Origin of the sequence: Paenibacillus sp. sptzw28, from assembly GCF_019550795.1 — a bacterium.
Taxonomy (GTDB): domain Bacteria; phylum Bacillota; class Bacilli; order Paenibacillales; family Paenibacillaceae; genus Paenibacillus_Z.
This window is the reverse complement of the sequence record NZ_CP080545.1, coordinates 3,912,398-3,926,677: the sequence shown is the minus strand read 5'-3', so window position 1 is coordinate 3,926,677 and position 14,280 is coordinate 3,912,398. Positions and strand designations below refer to the sequence as shown.

Genomic DNA, 14,280 nt, shown 5'->3' with positions numbered 1-14,280 from the left:
GTTTTCTTAAAACGCCTCAGGAGGGGAACTAGATGAGACCAAGAAAAATTCCACTTCGAAAATGCGTCGCTTGCCAACAAATGATGCCGAAGAAAGAACTGATCCGCATTGTCCGTACGCCAGATGAAACGGTTCTGATCGATCTGACGGGTAAGAAAGCAGGACGCGGCGCGTACCTGTGCGGTAAGGTGGCATGCTTCAAGCTTGCGAAGAAGACAAAGGCGCTCGATCGCGCGCTTAAACAACCGGTGGGCGCGGAAATTTACGATCAGCTTGAGCAGGATTTTATCGCAGTGGAAGATACGTTTAACGCCGGCAAGGATCGGATTGATGATGATGACGAAGCAGAGGCATAAGGCATTGTCCTTACTCGGAATGGCGATGCGCGCGGGGAAGCTCATCACCGGTGATGAGACTGTGCTGAAAGCCGTCCGGCAGGGGAAGGCGCTGCTTGTCATTATGGCCGGCGACGCATCGGAAAATACAAGAAAGAAATTTCAGGACAAATGCGGAACTTACAGCGTGAAGCTGATAGAAGCATTTGACCGGGTCACGCTTGGAGAGGCGATCGGCAAGTCGGAGCGGGTTCTCATGGCCGTTACCGACGCAGGATTCTCAAAGAGCATTACACAAAGCTTAACCCAACCTACGGAGGTGGAGTATATTGACTAAACCACAAGACAGCAAGGACAACAAGGATAAATTGCGAGTCTATGAATACGCAAAATCGCTCAATATGAGCAGCAAAGAAATCATTACGATATTGAAGCGTCTCAATCTTCCGGTCAACAATCATATGAGTGTAATGGAAAACGAGATGGTCAACAAAGTAGAAGGATTTTTCCGTGATATTAAATCCAATGCGGCAGCCAAGCGCGCTCAGGAGAACGCGACTGTTTCCGCATCGGCACAAACGGCAAACCGTCCCGCAGGGCCGCAGTTGGAACGGAAGCCGCAGCAAAGCACAACCCAAGGACAATCAGCACCAATGAATAAAAATACAAACCAGGACCAACAGGGGAATATGAATACAACAAAACCAAATACACAAGCAAGTACGATTACTCAGCAGCAGCGTCCGGCATCGCAGCAAGGCGGCCAACGTCCGGCAGGCCAAGGTCAGGGCGGTCAGCGTCCGGCAGGCCAAGGTCAGGGCGGTCAGCGCCCTACAGGTCAAGGTCAAGGCGGTCAGCGTCCGGCAGGTCAAGGTCAGGGCGGCCAACGTCCGGCGGGCCAAGGTCAGGGCGGTCAGCGATTCGGCCAAGGCGGCCAGCAAGGCCAGGGTCAACGCCCAGGCGGTCAAGGCGCCGGCGGCCAAGGCGGGCAACGGTTTGGTCAAGGCGGCCAGCGTCCTGCAGGTCAAGGCCAGGGCGGCGCACCGCGTCCCGGCCAAGGCGGCCAAAGTCAAGGCGGTCAGGGTGGATTTCGCTCCGGCGCGCCGCGTCCGGAACAGCAAAACCGCGCTCCGCAAGGGGCAGGACGCGCATTTGAATCCCGTCCCGGGTCAACTGACGATCGGGGCGGAAAGAAGACCAAACCGGGTAACGCAGGCGGCAAACGCTTCGACGATGCGAGAGTCAGCAATTATAAAGGTAATAACCGCGGCGGGAAGAATCAACGCGGCAAAGGCAACCAACAGCAGGAACGCAGAGAAAAGATTGACAACACGCCGAAGAAAATTATCGTACGCGGAAATATGACGGTCGGCGATTTAGCCAAGCTGCTGCATAAAGACGCATCCGAGGTTATCAAGAAGCTTATTTTCCTTGGTGTAATGGCGACAATTAACCAGGAAGTTGATATTGATACGGTGCAGCTTATCGCCGGAGAATACGGCGTTGAAGTCGAAGTGAAGATTCCGGTCGAAGAGGACGCCTTCGAGACATTCGAAGAGAAGGACGAAGAAGAAAACCTCGAAACCCGTCCGCCGGTCGTAACCATTATGGGTCACGTCGATCACGGTAAAACAACACTGCTTGACGCTATCCGCCATACGAGCGTTACGAGCGGCGAAGCGGGCGGTATAACCCAGCATATCGGCGCATATCAGGCCGAGATCAACCACAAGAAAATTACGTTCCTTGATACGCCGGGCCACGAAGCGTTCACGCTCATGCGGGCGCGCGGTGCGCAGGTAACCGATATCACCATTATCGTGGTCGCAGCCGATGACGGCGTCATGCCGCAAACGGTTGAAGCCATCAACCACGCGAAAGCAGCGGGAGTTCCAATCATCGTTGCGGTCAATAAAATCGATAAGCCCGATGCGAATCCCGATAAAATCAAGCAGGAGCTGACCCCTTATGAGCTCGTTCCGGAAGAATGGGGCGGAGATACAATCTTCGTCAACGTTTCGGCCAAGCAGCGCATAGGACTTGAAGATCTGCTCGAAATGATACTGCTCGTTGCCGAAGTGAACGACTACAAAGCGAACCCTAACAAACGGGCGCGCGGTACCGTTATCGAAGCCGAGCTGGACAAAGGTAAAGGACCGGTTGCACGTATTCTCGTTCAACACGGTTCACTCAAAATCGGCGATGCGTTTGTGGCGGGCAACTGCTTCGGCCGCGTACGCGCCATGGTGAACGACAAAGGCCGGCGTCTGAAAGAAGCCGGACCGAGTACGCCGGTGGAAATCACAGGGTTAACCGAAGTGCCGCTGGCCGGTGATCCGTTCCTCGTGTTCGAGGACGAGCGCAAAGCACGCGCCATTGCTGAACGCCGCGCCATCAAGCAGCGCCAATCCGAGCTGGGAGAACATACCCGCGTTACGCTCGACGATTTGTATAAACACATCAAAGAAGGCGAAATTAAAGACTTGAACGTTATTATCAAAGCCGACGTTCAAGGATCTTCGGAAGCCCTTAAGGGCTCGCTCGGTAAAATCGACATCGAGGGCGTACGCGTCAAGATCATTCACAGCGGCGTAGGTGCAATCACCGAGTCCGACATCAATCTGGCTTCCGCCTCCAACGCGATCGTCATCGGCTTCAATGTTCGTCCGGAGCCGCAGGCTATCGCCACTGCGGAGCAGGAGCAGGTGGATATTCGCCAGCACAGCATCATTTACAACGTAATTGATGAAATCGAGCACGCGATGAAGGGCATGCTTGATCCGGTTTATAAAGAGGTCGTCATCGGCCAAGCCGAGGTCCGCAACATTTTCAAAGTCAGCAAAGTAGGTACGATCGCGGGATGTATGGTAACTTCCGGCAAAATCACCCGCTCCGCCAAGGCGCGCCTGATTCGCGGCGGTATCGTTATATTCGATGGTGAGATCGAGTCGCTCAAACGATTCAAGGATGACGCCAAAGAGGTCGCCCAAGGTTATGAGTGCGGTATTACACTGGATAAATACCATGACCTCAAAGAGGGAGACACGATCGAAGCCTACGTTATGGAAACAGTAGAGAGGTGATTGCCCTATGGCGAAGGTTCGCGTAGGACGTGTCGGCGAACAGCTTAAGAAAGAGCTTAGCCAAATTATTCAAACCGAGCTGAAAGATCCGCGGATCGGCTTCATCACCGTCACCGGTGTTGAAGTAACCAGCGACCTGTCGCAAGCGCGAGTGTTCTTAAGCGTTCTTGGCAGCGATGAACAGAAGGAAGAAACGTTGAAAGCCTTAGCCCGAGGCACCGGGTTTCTCCGCTCCGAGCTTGGTAAAAGGATTCGACTGCGCCATACGCCGGAGCTTCTGTTCAAATTCGACAGCAGCATTGAATACGGAAGCCGAATCGAATCGCTTCTTGATCAGATCAACCGCGGCAATGGTGGCCAATGACGGTCGGGCAGGAGACGGCATTCTCTGCTGCTTACCGTAAGCAGCTTGATGAGGCGCTCTCATTCATTGGCGACGGCGACCGCTTTCTCGTCGTTTCGCATGTACAGCCGGACGGCGATGCAATCAGCTCGACCCTGGTTATCGGCTGGCTGCTTCGCCGGCTAGGCAAGCAGGCGGTGATGATCAATGAGGGGGCAGTGCCGGTCAGGCTGAATTTTTTAGAAGACGCCGACACTATCATCAACTTCATCAAGCAGCCCGTTGCCGAGAAGTTTGACCGGATAATCGCGGTCGATTGCGCCGATTTTCGGCGGATCGGCCTCGTAGCCGGTGTTTTCTCGGAGGAAGCGAAACTGTTGAATATCGACCATCATCCTACGAACGATTCTTTTGGCGCGGTTAACCTGATTAAGGAGGACGCTGCCGCAACGGTCGAAATCTTATATGATTTAATCTCGCACTCCGGCATTTCCCCGGATATTGAAGCAGCTACTGCGATATATACCGGGCTGTTGACCGATACGGGAGGATTCCGTTACTCGAATACGAGTCCATCCATAATGCAGATCGCTTCCCTTATGCTGTCCAAGGGTGTTCGGGGCCATTGGATCGCCGATCATTTGCTCGAACGTATGACGAAATCTCAATTGCTCTTGCTGCAGCGCGGTTTGAGCCGGTTGACTTTCTCCGACGATAATCGGATAGCATGGCTTTTTGTAACCTACCCGGATATGGCGGAGACAGGTGCAGTCGGCGACGACCTGGAAGGTCTTGTCAACTACGCGCGCAATGTGGAAGGCGTGGAGGTCGGCATTTTATTTAAAGAAACCGAACACGGCGAAGTAAAAGTGAGCATGCGCTCGTCGGGAAAAGCGGATGTTGCGGCTATCGCCCAATCGTTCGGCGGAGGCGGCCACGTTAGAGCAGCCGGCTGCAGACTTGACGGGCCGATACCGGATGCAATTACGATTCTTGTGCAAGCGGTAAGAGAGGCGCTGGACCGATGATGGAAGGCATATTGGCGGTTTGGAAGCCTGCAGGCTGGACTTCCCATGATGTCGTGGCGAAGGTAAGGCGGCTGCTTCGCATTAAACGGATCGGACATGCAGGCACGCTCGACCCGCAAGTAACGGGAGTTCTGCCGATATGTATCGGGCGCGCCACTCGTGTGGTTGAATACGTACAGGAGAGACCGAAGGCGTATGAAGCGGTACTTCAGCTCGGACTTAGCACGGATACTGAGGATCTGACCGGAACCATATTATCGCAGGTGGATTCCGTTACAATCCAAGAGACGGAAATCCGCCGGGCGCTCGCTTCATTCGTCGGTGAAATCGAGCAGGTTCCGCCAATGTATTCCGCAGTCCGGGTATCAGGCAAGCGGCTGTATGAGCTTGCCCGGGAGGGGCGCGTTATAGAGCGGCAGGCAAGGCCTGTTACCATATATGAACTCGAACTGCTCGGTATGGAACTCGATATTCCCCATCCGAGAATACGTTTTTCCGTCAAGTGCTCCAAGGGGACCTATATTCGCACATTGTGCGTGGATATAGGCAAAGCGCTTGGAGTGCCGGCGGTGATGGCCGAGCTGACGCGGACGATGTCCGGCGGATTTACCAGGCAGCACTGCCTGACGCTTGACGAGATCGAAACGCTGCAAGCTTCAGGAGAACTAGAGGCGAAGCTGCTGCCGGCCGACGCTGCGCTCGACCATCTTCCGCGAGCGGCGGTCGACGCCCGGATGGCTCTGCATGCTTTTCAAGGCAAGCAAATTCCTTTGGACAACGTTCAACATTTGCAGCCTTTCGAATTGCATGCTCTCATTCGTCTCTATGAAGAGAACGGCATGTTCCTCGGCTTGTTCCAGGTTGACGCGGACACAGGTATGCTAAAGGCGGTCAAAGTATTTACGCCTACTGAAAATAAGTGAAGCTCATAAAGCAGGTGTGACTGCAGTGGAAATTATTTCTTTGCAATATCCGGTTCTCTTATCCGACGCCGCTCGCTCGGCGCAGCCGAAGACGCTGGCTATCGGTCATTTCGATGGCGTGCATAAAGGCCATCAAAACGTCATTCGCCGGTCGGTTGAAGCAGCGGGCTCCGCGGGCATCCAATCGGCTGTGATGACCTTTGATCCGCACCCGAAGGAAGTGCTGGGCCAAGGGCAGCAGTACCTGTCCTGCTTGACGCCCCTACGGGAAAAGGTGGAACGCTTCCGCGGTCTTGGCGTCGATATCGTGTACATCGTGAAATTCGATCTGAATTTCTCGGTCGTCACTCCCGGTGAATTCGTTCAGCTTGTACTGCGGCCTCTTCAGGTGAAGAAAGCCATTGTCGGCTTTGATTTCACATTCGGGGCGCGCGGAGCGGGAAAACCCGATACGCTGAAGATGCTCGGGGCACCGGACGTCGAGGTTGAAGTGGTTGAACCGCTTATGCTTAACGGAAGCAAGGTCAGCAGTACGAATGTCCGGGAAGCGCTTGCCGAAGGCAGGCCGGAAGCGGCAGAACAGCTTCTTGGCACACCCTACCAGGTGCGGGGAACGGTTGTTCACGGAGAAGGACGGGGGAAAACGCTCGGATTTCCGACGGCGAACCTTGAACCGGAATCGGCATACGTCATTCCGCGTCAAGGCGTATATGCCATAATGGCTGACGTTGATGGGGAGCGAATTCCCGGAGTGCTCAATATCGGCGTTAAGCCGACATTCCATGAACAGCTTCCGAAGCCGGTTCTCGAAGCCCACCTGTTGGATTACAACGGTGATCTGTATGGTAAACCAGTGATCATCCGGTTCATCTCATATATACGCGCCGAGAAGAAATTCAATTCTCTTGATGAGCTGATCGGACAAATCCGTTCGGATGCCGATCTGGCGCGAAGTATCCTATCAGCTTTCAAATAATCATTCCATTTACTTCTTATAGCACAATGTGATATACTCTTAGTCGTTGCGTAGTGATACAGCTGTTATGCTCTTCACTCGCAGACGAACCTTGGCTTGGCCTGCTCGATCTCACCGGCGGCGGCGAGGCTAATGGCGATTATGATAAAGGAGGTGAACAAGGATGGCACTTACTCAAGAGCGTAAGAATCAATTGATCGACGAACACAAGACCCACGCGAACGACACCGGTTCTCCGGAAGTTCAAATCGCTATCCTGACGCAAAATATCGTCAATTTGACTGATCATCTTCGGGTGCACAAGAAAGACCACCACTCCCGTCGCGGTCTGCTCAAAATGGTCGGTCAACGTCGTAAGCTGTTGGCTTACCTGAAAAATAAAGACGTTAGACGTTACAGCGCATTGATCGAAAAACTCGGCCTTCGCCGATAAGAGATGCGGGGATAAAAGCAACCTGGTTGTCCAGCCGACCGTATTAGCGGATTTGGCTGAGCCGGGTTGCTTTTTGTAAATGTAACGCCGACTATAGATTCAAGAAATAAGGAAAACTACCTTGAGACGCTCCAATAGGAGCTTTTCTTTTATCTTCTTTCCCAGCAGGAAATGGCATGAAAGTTGTCGAATGGAAAAACTAAAATAGGACAACCAGGGACGTTAGATGTGCCCGGTTGCAATCAGGAGGGATTTAATGCTACAACGTGTTGAAATGACGCTCGGCGGTCGCCCGCTTGTGCTTGAAACGGGTCGTCTGGCGAAGCAAGCTAACGCCGCCGTTACCGTTAAGTATGGCGAAACGGTAATACTCTGTACGGTCGTGGCATCGAACGAACCGAAGAATCTGGATTTCTTCCCGCTAACGGTCAACTACGAAGAGAGGCTGTATGCGGTTGGGAAGATCCCCGGGGGCTTTATTAAACGTGAAGGACGTCCCAGCGAGAAAGCGATTCTGTCCAGTCGTCTGACTGACCGTCCGATTCGTCCTTTGTTTCCGGAGGGATTCCGTAATGAGGTGCAAATTGCGAATATCGTAATGAGTGTGGACCAGAATTGCACGCCTGAAATTGCAGCGATGATCGGAACGTCCGCAGCGCTAACGATTTCCGACATCCCGTTTAACGGACCGATCGGCGGTGTCGTTGTCGGCCGGATTGACGGTCAATTTGTCATTAATCCTACGGTTGAGCAAGAAGGCAAAAGCGATGTGTACGTCGTTGTTTCCGGAACGAAAGATGCCATAATGATGGTGGAAGCGGAAGCGAACGAAGTGCCGGAAGCGGTTGTACTGGAAGCAATCATGTTCGGCCACGACGAAATTAAAAAGATCGTCGCAACGATTGAAGAGCTTCATGGACTCGCAGGAAAGCCGAAAATGGAAGTGAAGCTTAAAGCGCCGGACGGGCAAGTAAGCGCAGCGGTTCGCGCCTATGCGGCGGACAGGCTAGTGGAAGCGGTTCGCGTTCCCGAGAAGCATGCACGTCAGGAAGCCATTGATGATATCAATGCGGAGACAGTCGCTCATTTTGAAGTAGAATATGCGGATAAACCGGAGCTGCTCGGCGATGTGAAGGAAGTGCTTTACGACATCGTCAAGGAAGAAGTGCGGCGCTTAATCACACATGACAAAGTGCGTCCGGATGGTAGGGGACTCGGTGAAATCCGTCCCATCGAGTGCGATGTTGCGCTGCTTCCAAGAACGCATGGTTCCGGTTTGTTCACGCGCGGCCAGACGCAAGCGCTCAGCATTTGTACCCTTGGGGCGCTTGGTGATGTACAAATACTCGACGGTATCGATTTAGCCGAAACGAAACGGTTTATGCATCATTACAACTTCCCGCCGTTCAGCGTCGGTGAAGCTAGACCGCTTCGTCCTCCAGGCCGCCGTGAAATCGGACATGGTGCACTTGGCGAACGGGCACTATCCAAGGTTATTCCTTCCGAGACGGATTTCCCATATACCATTCGTCTCGTTTCCGAGGTGCTGGAATCGAACGGATCGACAAGCCAGGCAAGTATCTGCGCCAGTTCGCTGGCTATGATGGATGCTGGCGTACCAATTAAAGCCCCGGTTGCAGGCATAGCCATGGGACTGATTAAAGACGGCGAGCATTTTTCCATTTTGTCGGATATCCAGGGGATGGAAGACCATCTCGGCGATATGGACTTCAAAGTCGCGGGAACGGCTGCAGGTGTAACGGCGATTCAGATGGATATCAAAATCGATGGAATCGATCGCGCGATTTTGGCTGAGGCGCTTGAACAAGCCCGAGAAGGACGCATGCATATTCTTGGCAAAATGCTTGAAGTCATGCAGCAGCCGCGTAAGGACTTGTCTCCATATGCTCCGAAAATCGTCATTATGCGCATCCATCCGGATAAAATCCGTGATGTTATTGGCTCCGGCGGTAAAATCATCAATAAAATCATTGATGAAACCGGCGTAAAAATTGATATCGAGCAGGATGGCACCGTCTTTATCGCATCTTCCAACGCAGAAGCCAACGAGCGCGCCAAGCAAATTATCGAGGGCATCGTTCGTGAGGTTGTAGTCGGGGAAGTGTATTTAGGAACAGTCAAACGGATCGAGAAATTTGGCTGCTTCGTGGAGATTCTGCCTGGCAAAGACGGACTTGTTCACATTTCGCAGATTTCAACCGAACGAGTCGCAAAAGTGGAAGACGTTGTCAAAATCGGTGATCAAATTACCGTTAAAGTGACGGAAATTGACCAGCAAGGGCGCATTAATTTGTCCCGTAAAGCGGTGCTAACGCCGGAAGTGCCTTCACAACCCTAGACGGATTAGCGAATTTCACACCATATGTACCTCGGAAAGAGCCAGATTTCATCTGTCTCTTTTTATTTTGCCATAAAACACAAGTCTTCCCGCTTCGTTCCTTCTCATAATGTCGGCCGAGCCATAATAGGATGAAGAAGAAGGGTGGGGAGATATAGGTGAAACTGAAAATGGCGATCGTACTTGCGGCTATTATGTGTGCACTTCTTCTATTCGTAAAGCTTAACGGCCCTTTGTCTTCCTACGTGGATGCGATAAAACAGGGGCAGGCCTCCGCGACGTACCGTTTGAATATCGCTGCGGACAATTTTAGCCGCTCATTACGGGAAACGATCGAAAAGGAAGCTGTGAAACGAAGAATCGCACCCATCGATGCGAGGATGGATCGCATATGGAAAGCAATTCCGGGTTATAATGGTTTGGAAATCGATGTGGAGCAGACGTACCGGCTGATGCGGGATGCACCTGAGCATGCGCCGATTCGTTATGTCTATAGGGAAGTGCCGCCGACGATCGGCCTCGACGAGCTCGGACCGGAGCCGATTTATAAAGGAAACCCGAATAAGCCGATGGTCGCGCTGATGATTAACGTCGCTTGGGGCAATGAGTATTTGGAGTCCATGTTGAAAACACTGGAGAAGGAGAACGTAAAGGCGACCTTTTTCCTCGACGGATCATGGCTGAAAAAAAATACGGATGCGGCTCGGCTCATCCAGTCTTTCGGCCACGAGTTATCGAACCACGCTTACTCCCACCCCGATATGAGCAAGCTAGACCGCCAGTCGGCTTACAATCAAATCGCCAAGACAGAAGCGCTTCTTAAGTCAACGCTGGGGGTATCCAATAAGTGGTTTGCTCCTCCCTCCGGAGATTTTAATAAGACAACAATAGAGGTGGCGGCGGAGCAGGGGTTGAAAACAGTTCTATGGACACTTGATACCGTCGATTGGCAGCACCCTCAGGCAGCGTCGATTGTACGAAAAATAAGAACGCGTGTGGAGCCGGGCTCGCTTATATTGATGCACCCGACCGATTCTTCAAGTGAGGCGCTGCCGGGAATGATCGCCGCGATCAAGCAAAAAGGCCTTTCGCTTGGCACGGTGAGCGAAACGCTCTCATCCAAGCGAATCTCTTTAGTTGAGGCGGCACAGTAATTTTGTTATAGTGGAGTCATTGATTTTCAGCAGAAACTTTTAGGAGGAACCGCGGTGAACAATTATACGCTTAGCAACGGATTGCGCGTTGTAGTGGAATACATACCAACATGCAGATCGGTATCATTCGGAATCTGGGTAAAAACAGGTTCGCGAAATGAAACTCTTGAAAATAACGGCATATCCCATTTTATCGAGCACATGCTGTTCAAAGGAACGGCTCGCCGCAGCGCGAAAGATATAGCTGATTTGTTCGACGGTATCGGAGGCAATGTGAATGCCTTCACAGCGAAGGAGTACACCTGTTATTTCGCCAAGGTACTGGATCAGCATTTGCCGATTGCGGTCGATGCATTGGCCGATATGTTTTTTGAATCGGAAATGGATGCCGCAGAGCTAAGCAAGGAAAAAAATGTGATTTTGGAAGAGATTTCGATGTATGAAGACACGCCGGACGACAAGGTTCATGATGAATCATCCCGGGCGGCTTTCGGCGAACATCCGCTCGCTTATTCAATTCTCGGCCTGGAAGAAAGGTTAGCCGGTATGGACGCGGAAGCGCTTCGCGGCTATATGCGCAGTCATTACCGGATTGACAACACGGTTATCAGCGTAGCCGGGAACGTTGAAGAAAGCGTGCTTCTGGAGCTTCTTGAGAAACAATTCGGCGGTTTCAAGAATACAGGCGCAGAGATTGCCGTCTCTTCACCTGCATTTCAAGGTAATTATATTTTCCACAAGAAGAAGACGGAGCAAAATCATATTTGCCTGTCATTCCCTGGATGTTCGATAGCGGACCCCCAGCTTTATGCGATGATATTGCTCAATAATGCGCTTGGGGGAGGAATGAGCTCGAGATTATTTCAGGAAATCCGAGAGAAGCGCGGTTTGGCATATTCCGTGTACTCATACCATACATCCTATGCGGACAGCGGATTGTTCACCGTCTACGCCGGAACTGCGCCGAAGCAAACTAAGGAAGTGCTGGATTTGACGCTGGAGCAGCTGCACGACTTGGCTGCGAACGGTCTGACAGACAGCGAGCTAAACCGCGGCAAAGAGCAGTTAAAGGGAAGCTTGATCCTCAGCCTGGAAAGCACAAGCAGCAGAATGAACCGCCTCGGCAAAAACGAGCTGATGCTCGGCCGCCACTACACCTTGGATGAAATGCTGGAACGAATCGACTCTGTAAGAATGAGCGATATTCAGGACGTGACGCGCAGAATGCTCTCCGTCCCGTTTGCAGTGGCAATGGTAGGCACCAACGATAAAGCGGCTTCGGTACTTAGGAGGGATAGTCTTGCATCAAGTATTGTTTAAGCGGCTTCCGGGCAACGAGGATATGCAGCTTCCGCGGAAAATGTCCGAATTGGCTGCAGGCTTCGACGTTCATGCTGCCGTAGATGAACCTGTAACATTGTCTCCGGGGGAGCGGAAACTGATCCCTACGGGCTTCTCGATGGCAATGCCAGCCGAGCTGGAGGCCCAGATCCGGCCGCGCAGCGGGCTCGCCTTCAAGCATGGTATTACATGCCTCAATTCGCCGGGTACAATTGACGCTGACTACCGCGGTGAAGTAAAGGTACTGCTGATCAATCTGGGTCAGGAGCCCTTCACGATCGAACGCGGCGAACGTATTGCTCAAATGCTTTTCCAGGTCGTCCCCCAGATTGCGATTTCGGAGGTCGATCAGCTGCCGGATACAGTCCGCGGAGCCGGAGGCTTTGGCCACACCGGAACCTAGCTAAATTCTTTCTGCTTGCCCAACCGGCATTTTTCTTTATTGCTTTTTTAACTTGAACTGTTTATTTGGAAACTGTTTACAATTTAATCCCGACCCGGCATCCGCGCCTGGGTATTATTCAATAAGAGCCTCCCTTTCATAAGGGAGGCTCTTTGCTGTCTCTTCTGCGGATTTGCCATGTGAACGCCGAAGCGATGCCGAGTGGCGTTACCGACCACATTGGAAAGCAAAAGCGTCTATCACCCCCTTCTGGGCGCACGCATAAGATGATCTATATCCAATGAAGAGGGTTCACTGATAGCCGCACTTATTTAAGTATACTGGGCGGTTGCAGGGAGGAAAGGAGTGATACCCTTATGCTGACAGGGGTTCAGATCGTGCTGCTGGGGGGTGACGCCAGACAGCTTGAGGTCATCCGTAAGCTTACTGAGCTCGATGCTATTGTGTCGGTCGCCGGCTTTGACCAGCTCCATACTCCGCTGGATGGAGCGGTACGGTCCGAGATAAGCGATGAATTGTTTACGAGCGCCGACGCTCTCGTGCTTCCGGCAGTAGGAACCGATGATGACGGCCGCATTACGGCTGTGTTCAGCGATCGCGAGCTCATATTAACTGAAGTCCATGTGTCGCTGCTGCCGAAGCATTGCACCGTTTATGCAGGGATGGCCAAACCATATTTGCGCCGATTGTGCGCAAAGTACGACATTCGGTTAATTGAGCTGTTCGACCGGGACGATGTCGCGATATATAATTCGATTCCTACGGCCGAAGGCGCAGTTATGATCGCAATCCAGAATACGGACATTACGATTCACGGGTCCTCCTGCATGGTGCTCGGGATCGGACGAACAGGGTTTACCTTGGCCCGCACGCTGCAGGGGCTCGGGGCTAAAGTGAAAGTCGGCGTACGCCGGGAGGAGCATTTTGCAAGAGCTGCCGAAATGGGATTTGAGCCGTTTTACGTCAGTCAGCTGCTGCATTATGTGAGTAATATTGACTTGCTTTTTAATACAATTCCGACTATGATAGTCACAGCGCAAATTATAGCAAATTTGCCTTCGCGAGCGGTCATTATAGACCTCGCTTCCAAGCCGGGCGGAACGGACTTTCGCTTTGCGGAGAAGCGGGGCATTAAAGCGTTGCTCGCCCCCGGTCTACCAGGTATCGTCGCACCTAAAACCGCTGGACGAATCATTGCGGATTGTTTAAGTCGGCTGATCTTGGAAGATACCAGGCAACGGGGGAATGGGCAATGAAATGGCAAGGCAAAACGGTCGGTTATGCACTCTCCGGTTCACATTGCACGTTTGCGGAAGTAATTCCGGTCATTAAGCGCTTTGTTGACGAAGGAGCGAATGTCGTTCCAATCGTCACTCAGACCATCATGACGACCGATACCAGATTCGGTACTTCGGCGGAATGGCAGCATCAGCTTAAATCGGCTACGGGCAATGAGATTATTTCCACGATTGTCGAAGCGGAGCCTCTTGGGCCTTCAAAGCTGCTGGACGTACTTGTAATCGCGCCGTGCACCGGTAATACCACCAGTAAATTGGCAAATGCGATGACGGATAGTCCGGTGCTTATGGCAGCGAAGTCTCAAATGCGCAACCAACGCCCGCTCGTATTGGCGATATCGACAAACGACGGACTTGGTTTAAATGCGGCAAATATAGCGAAATTATTGGTTTGCAAAAATATCTATTTTGTACCGTTCGGGCAGGATAATCCTCAGCAAAAGCCAAATTCGCTCGTAGCGAGAATGGACTTGGTTCCGGAAGCCTGCGAGGCCGCCCTGCAAGGGAAACAGTTGCAGCCGCTTCTTATCGAGCGGTTTAATTATTAGTTTAGTACCGGGCCATCAGCCAGTTTGAAATGCGGCTGGAGTAATCCTTGACATAA

Annotated in this window: 14 protein-coding genes; all 14 read left to right on the top strand. The window is 52.2% G+C overall.

The window, feature by feature from the left end:
- The first annotated feature begins 32 nt into the window (after positions 1-32).
- The 14 genes from rnpM to KZ483_RS17755 all read left to right on the top strand — a co-directional run bounded on the left by rnpM (position 33) and on the right by KZ483_RS17755 (position 14,224).
- Positions 33-356, top strand: a complete 324-nt coding sequence (gene rnpM / locus KZ483_RS17820) for an RNase P modulator RnpM (RefSeq protein ID WP_220348839.1) — start codon at positions 33-35, stop codon at positions 354-356.
- Positions 337-672 (top strand): L7Ae/L30e/S12e/Gadd45 family ribosomal protein, encoded by a 336-nt coding sequence (locus KZ483_RS17815; protein ID WP_220353520.1) that lies wholly within the window; start codon positions 337-339, stop codon positions 670-672. The genes rnpM and KZ483_RS17815 overlap by 20 nt, the downstream gene beginning before the upstream one ends.
- Positions 673-736: 64 nt before the next feature.
- Positions 737-3,418, top strand: a complete 2,682-nt coding sequence (infB, locus tag KZ483_RS17810; protein WP_397376213.1) for a translation initiation factor IF-2 — start codon at positions 737-739, stop codon at positions 3,416-3,418.
- Positions 3,419-3,425: 7 nt separating this feature from the next.
- Positions 3,426-3,782, top strand: coding sequence for a 30S ribosome-binding factor RbfA (gene rbfA / locus KZ483_RS17805; protein WP_220348836.1), 357 nt, complete (start codon positions 3,426-3,428; stop codon positions 3,780-3,782).
- The gene (locus KZ483_RS17800; protein ID WP_220348835.1) at positions 3,779-4,789 is read left to right on the top strand and encodes a DHH family phosphoesterase; all 1,011 of its coding nucleotides are present in this window, start codon (positions 3,779-3,781) and stop codon (positions 4,787-4,789) included. Before rbfA ends, KZ483_RS17800 begins: the two co-directional genes overlap by 4 nt.
- Positions 4,789-5,712, top strand: coding sequence for a tRNA pseudouridine(55) synthase TruB (gene truB, locus KZ483_RS17795; RefSeq protein WP_220353519.1), 924 nt, complete (start codon positions 4,789-4,791; stop codon positions 5,710-5,712). The genes KZ483_RS17800 and truB overlap by 1 nt, the downstream gene beginning before the upstream one ends.
- A 25-nt stretch (positions 5,713-5,737) precedes the next feature.
- A complete protein-coding gene (locus KZ483_RS17790) occupies positions 5,738-6,688 on the top strand; it encodes a bifunctional riboflavin kinase/FAD synthetase (RefSeq protein ID WP_220348833.1) in 951 nt (316 codons plus the stop codon).
- A gap of 163 nt (positions 6,689-6,851) precedes the next feature.
- Positions 6,852-7,121, top strand: a complete 270-nt coding sequence (rpsO, locus tag KZ483_RS17785) for a 30S ribosomal protein S15 (protein WP_220348831.1) — start codon at positions 6,852-6,854, stop codon at positions 7,119-7,121.
- Between the two features lie 256 nt (positions 7,122-7,377).
- Positions 7,378-9,480 (top strand): polyribonucleotide nucleotidyltransferase, encoded by a 2,103-nt coding sequence (gene pnp / locus KZ483_RS17780; RefSeq protein ID WP_220348829.1) that lies wholly within the window; start codon positions 7,378-7,380, stop codon positions 9,478-9,480.
- Positions 9,481-9,674: 194 nt separating this feature from the next.
- Complete coding sequence (locus KZ483_RS17775; protein WP_397376212.1) at positions 9,675-10,634, top strand: polysaccharide deacetylase family protein; 960 nt, start codon at positions 9,675-9,677, stop codon at positions 10,632-10,634.
- A gap of 54 nt (positions 10,635-10,688) precedes the next feature.
- Positions 10,689-11,954: a M16 family metallopeptidase gene (locus KZ483_RS17770; protein WP_220348827.1), complete on the top strand. Its 1,266-nt coding sequence runs from the start codon at positions 10,689-10,691 to the stop codon at positions 11,952-11,954.
- Positions 11,935-12,378: a dUTP diphosphatase gene (dut, locus tag KZ483_RS17765; protein WP_258881314.1), complete on the top strand. Its 444-nt coding sequence runs from the start codon at positions 11,935-11,937 to the stop codon at positions 12,376-12,378. The genes KZ483_RS17770 and dut overlap by 20 nt, the downstream gene beginning before the upstream one ends.
- Positions 12,379-12,734: 356 nt before the next feature.
- A complete protein-coding gene (gene dpsA / locus KZ483_RS17760) occupies positions 12,735-13,634 on the top strand; it encodes a dipicolinate synthase subunit DpsA (RefSeq protein WP_220348825.1) in 900 nt (299 codons plus the stop codon).
- The gene (locus tag KZ483_RS17755; protein ID WP_220348823.1) at positions 13,631-14,224 is read left to right on the top strand and encodes a dipicolinate synthase subunit B; all 594 of its coding nucleotides are present in this window, start codon (positions 13,631-13,633) and stop codon (positions 14,222-14,224) included. Before dpsA ends, KZ483_RS17755 begins: the two co-directional genes overlap by 4 nt.
- Positions 14,225-14,280 lie beyond the last annotated feature (56 nt).

What these genes read in the sequence shown, in the direction of transcription:
- rnpM (WP_220348839.1), top strand. Translation starts at nt 33, where the DNA reads ATGAGACCAAGAAAAATTCCACTTCGAAAATGCGTCGCTTGCCAACAA.
- KZ483_RS17815 (WP_220353520.1), top strand. Translation starts at nt 337, where the DNA reads ATGACGAAGCAGAGGCATAAGGCATTGTCCTTACTCGGAATGGCGATG.
- infB (WP_397376213.1), top strand. Translation starts at nt 737, where the DNA reads ATGAGCAGCAAAGAAATCATTACGATATTGAAGCGTCTCAATCTTCCG.
- rbfA (WP_220348836.1), top strand. Translation starts at nt 3,426, where the DNA reads ATGGCGAAGGTTCGCGTAGGACGTGTCGGCGAACAGCTTAAGAAAGAG.
- KZ483_RS17800 (WP_220348835.1), top strand. Translation starts at nt 3,779, where the DNA reads ATGACGGTCGGGCAGGAGACGGCATTCTCTGCTGCTTACCGTAAGCAG.
- truB (WP_220353519.1), top strand. Translation starts at nt 4,789, where the DNA reads ATGGAAGGCATATTGGCGGTTTGGAAGCCTGCAGGCTGGACTTCCCAT.
- rpsO (WP_220348831.1), top strand. Translation starts at nt 6,852, where the DNA reads ATGGCACTTACTCAAGAGCGTAAGAATCAATTGATCGACGAACACAAG.
- pnp (WP_220348829.1), top strand. Translation starts at nt 7,378, where the DNA reads ATGCTACAACGTGTTGAAATGACGCTCGGCGGTCGCCCGCTTGTGCTT.
- KZ483_RS17775 (WP_397376212.1), top strand. Translation starts at nt 9,675, where the DNA reads ATGTGTGCACTTCTTCTATTCGTAAAGCTTAACGGCCCTTTGTCTTCC.
- dpsA (WP_220348825.1), top strand. Translation starts at nt 12,735, where the DNA reads ATGCTGACAGGGGTTCAGATCGTGCTGCTGGGGGGTGACGCCAGACAG.
- KZ483_RS17755 (WP_220348823.1), top strand. Translation starts at nt 13,631, where the DNA reads ATGAAATGGCAAGGCAAAACGGTCGGTTATGCACTCTCCGGTTCACAT.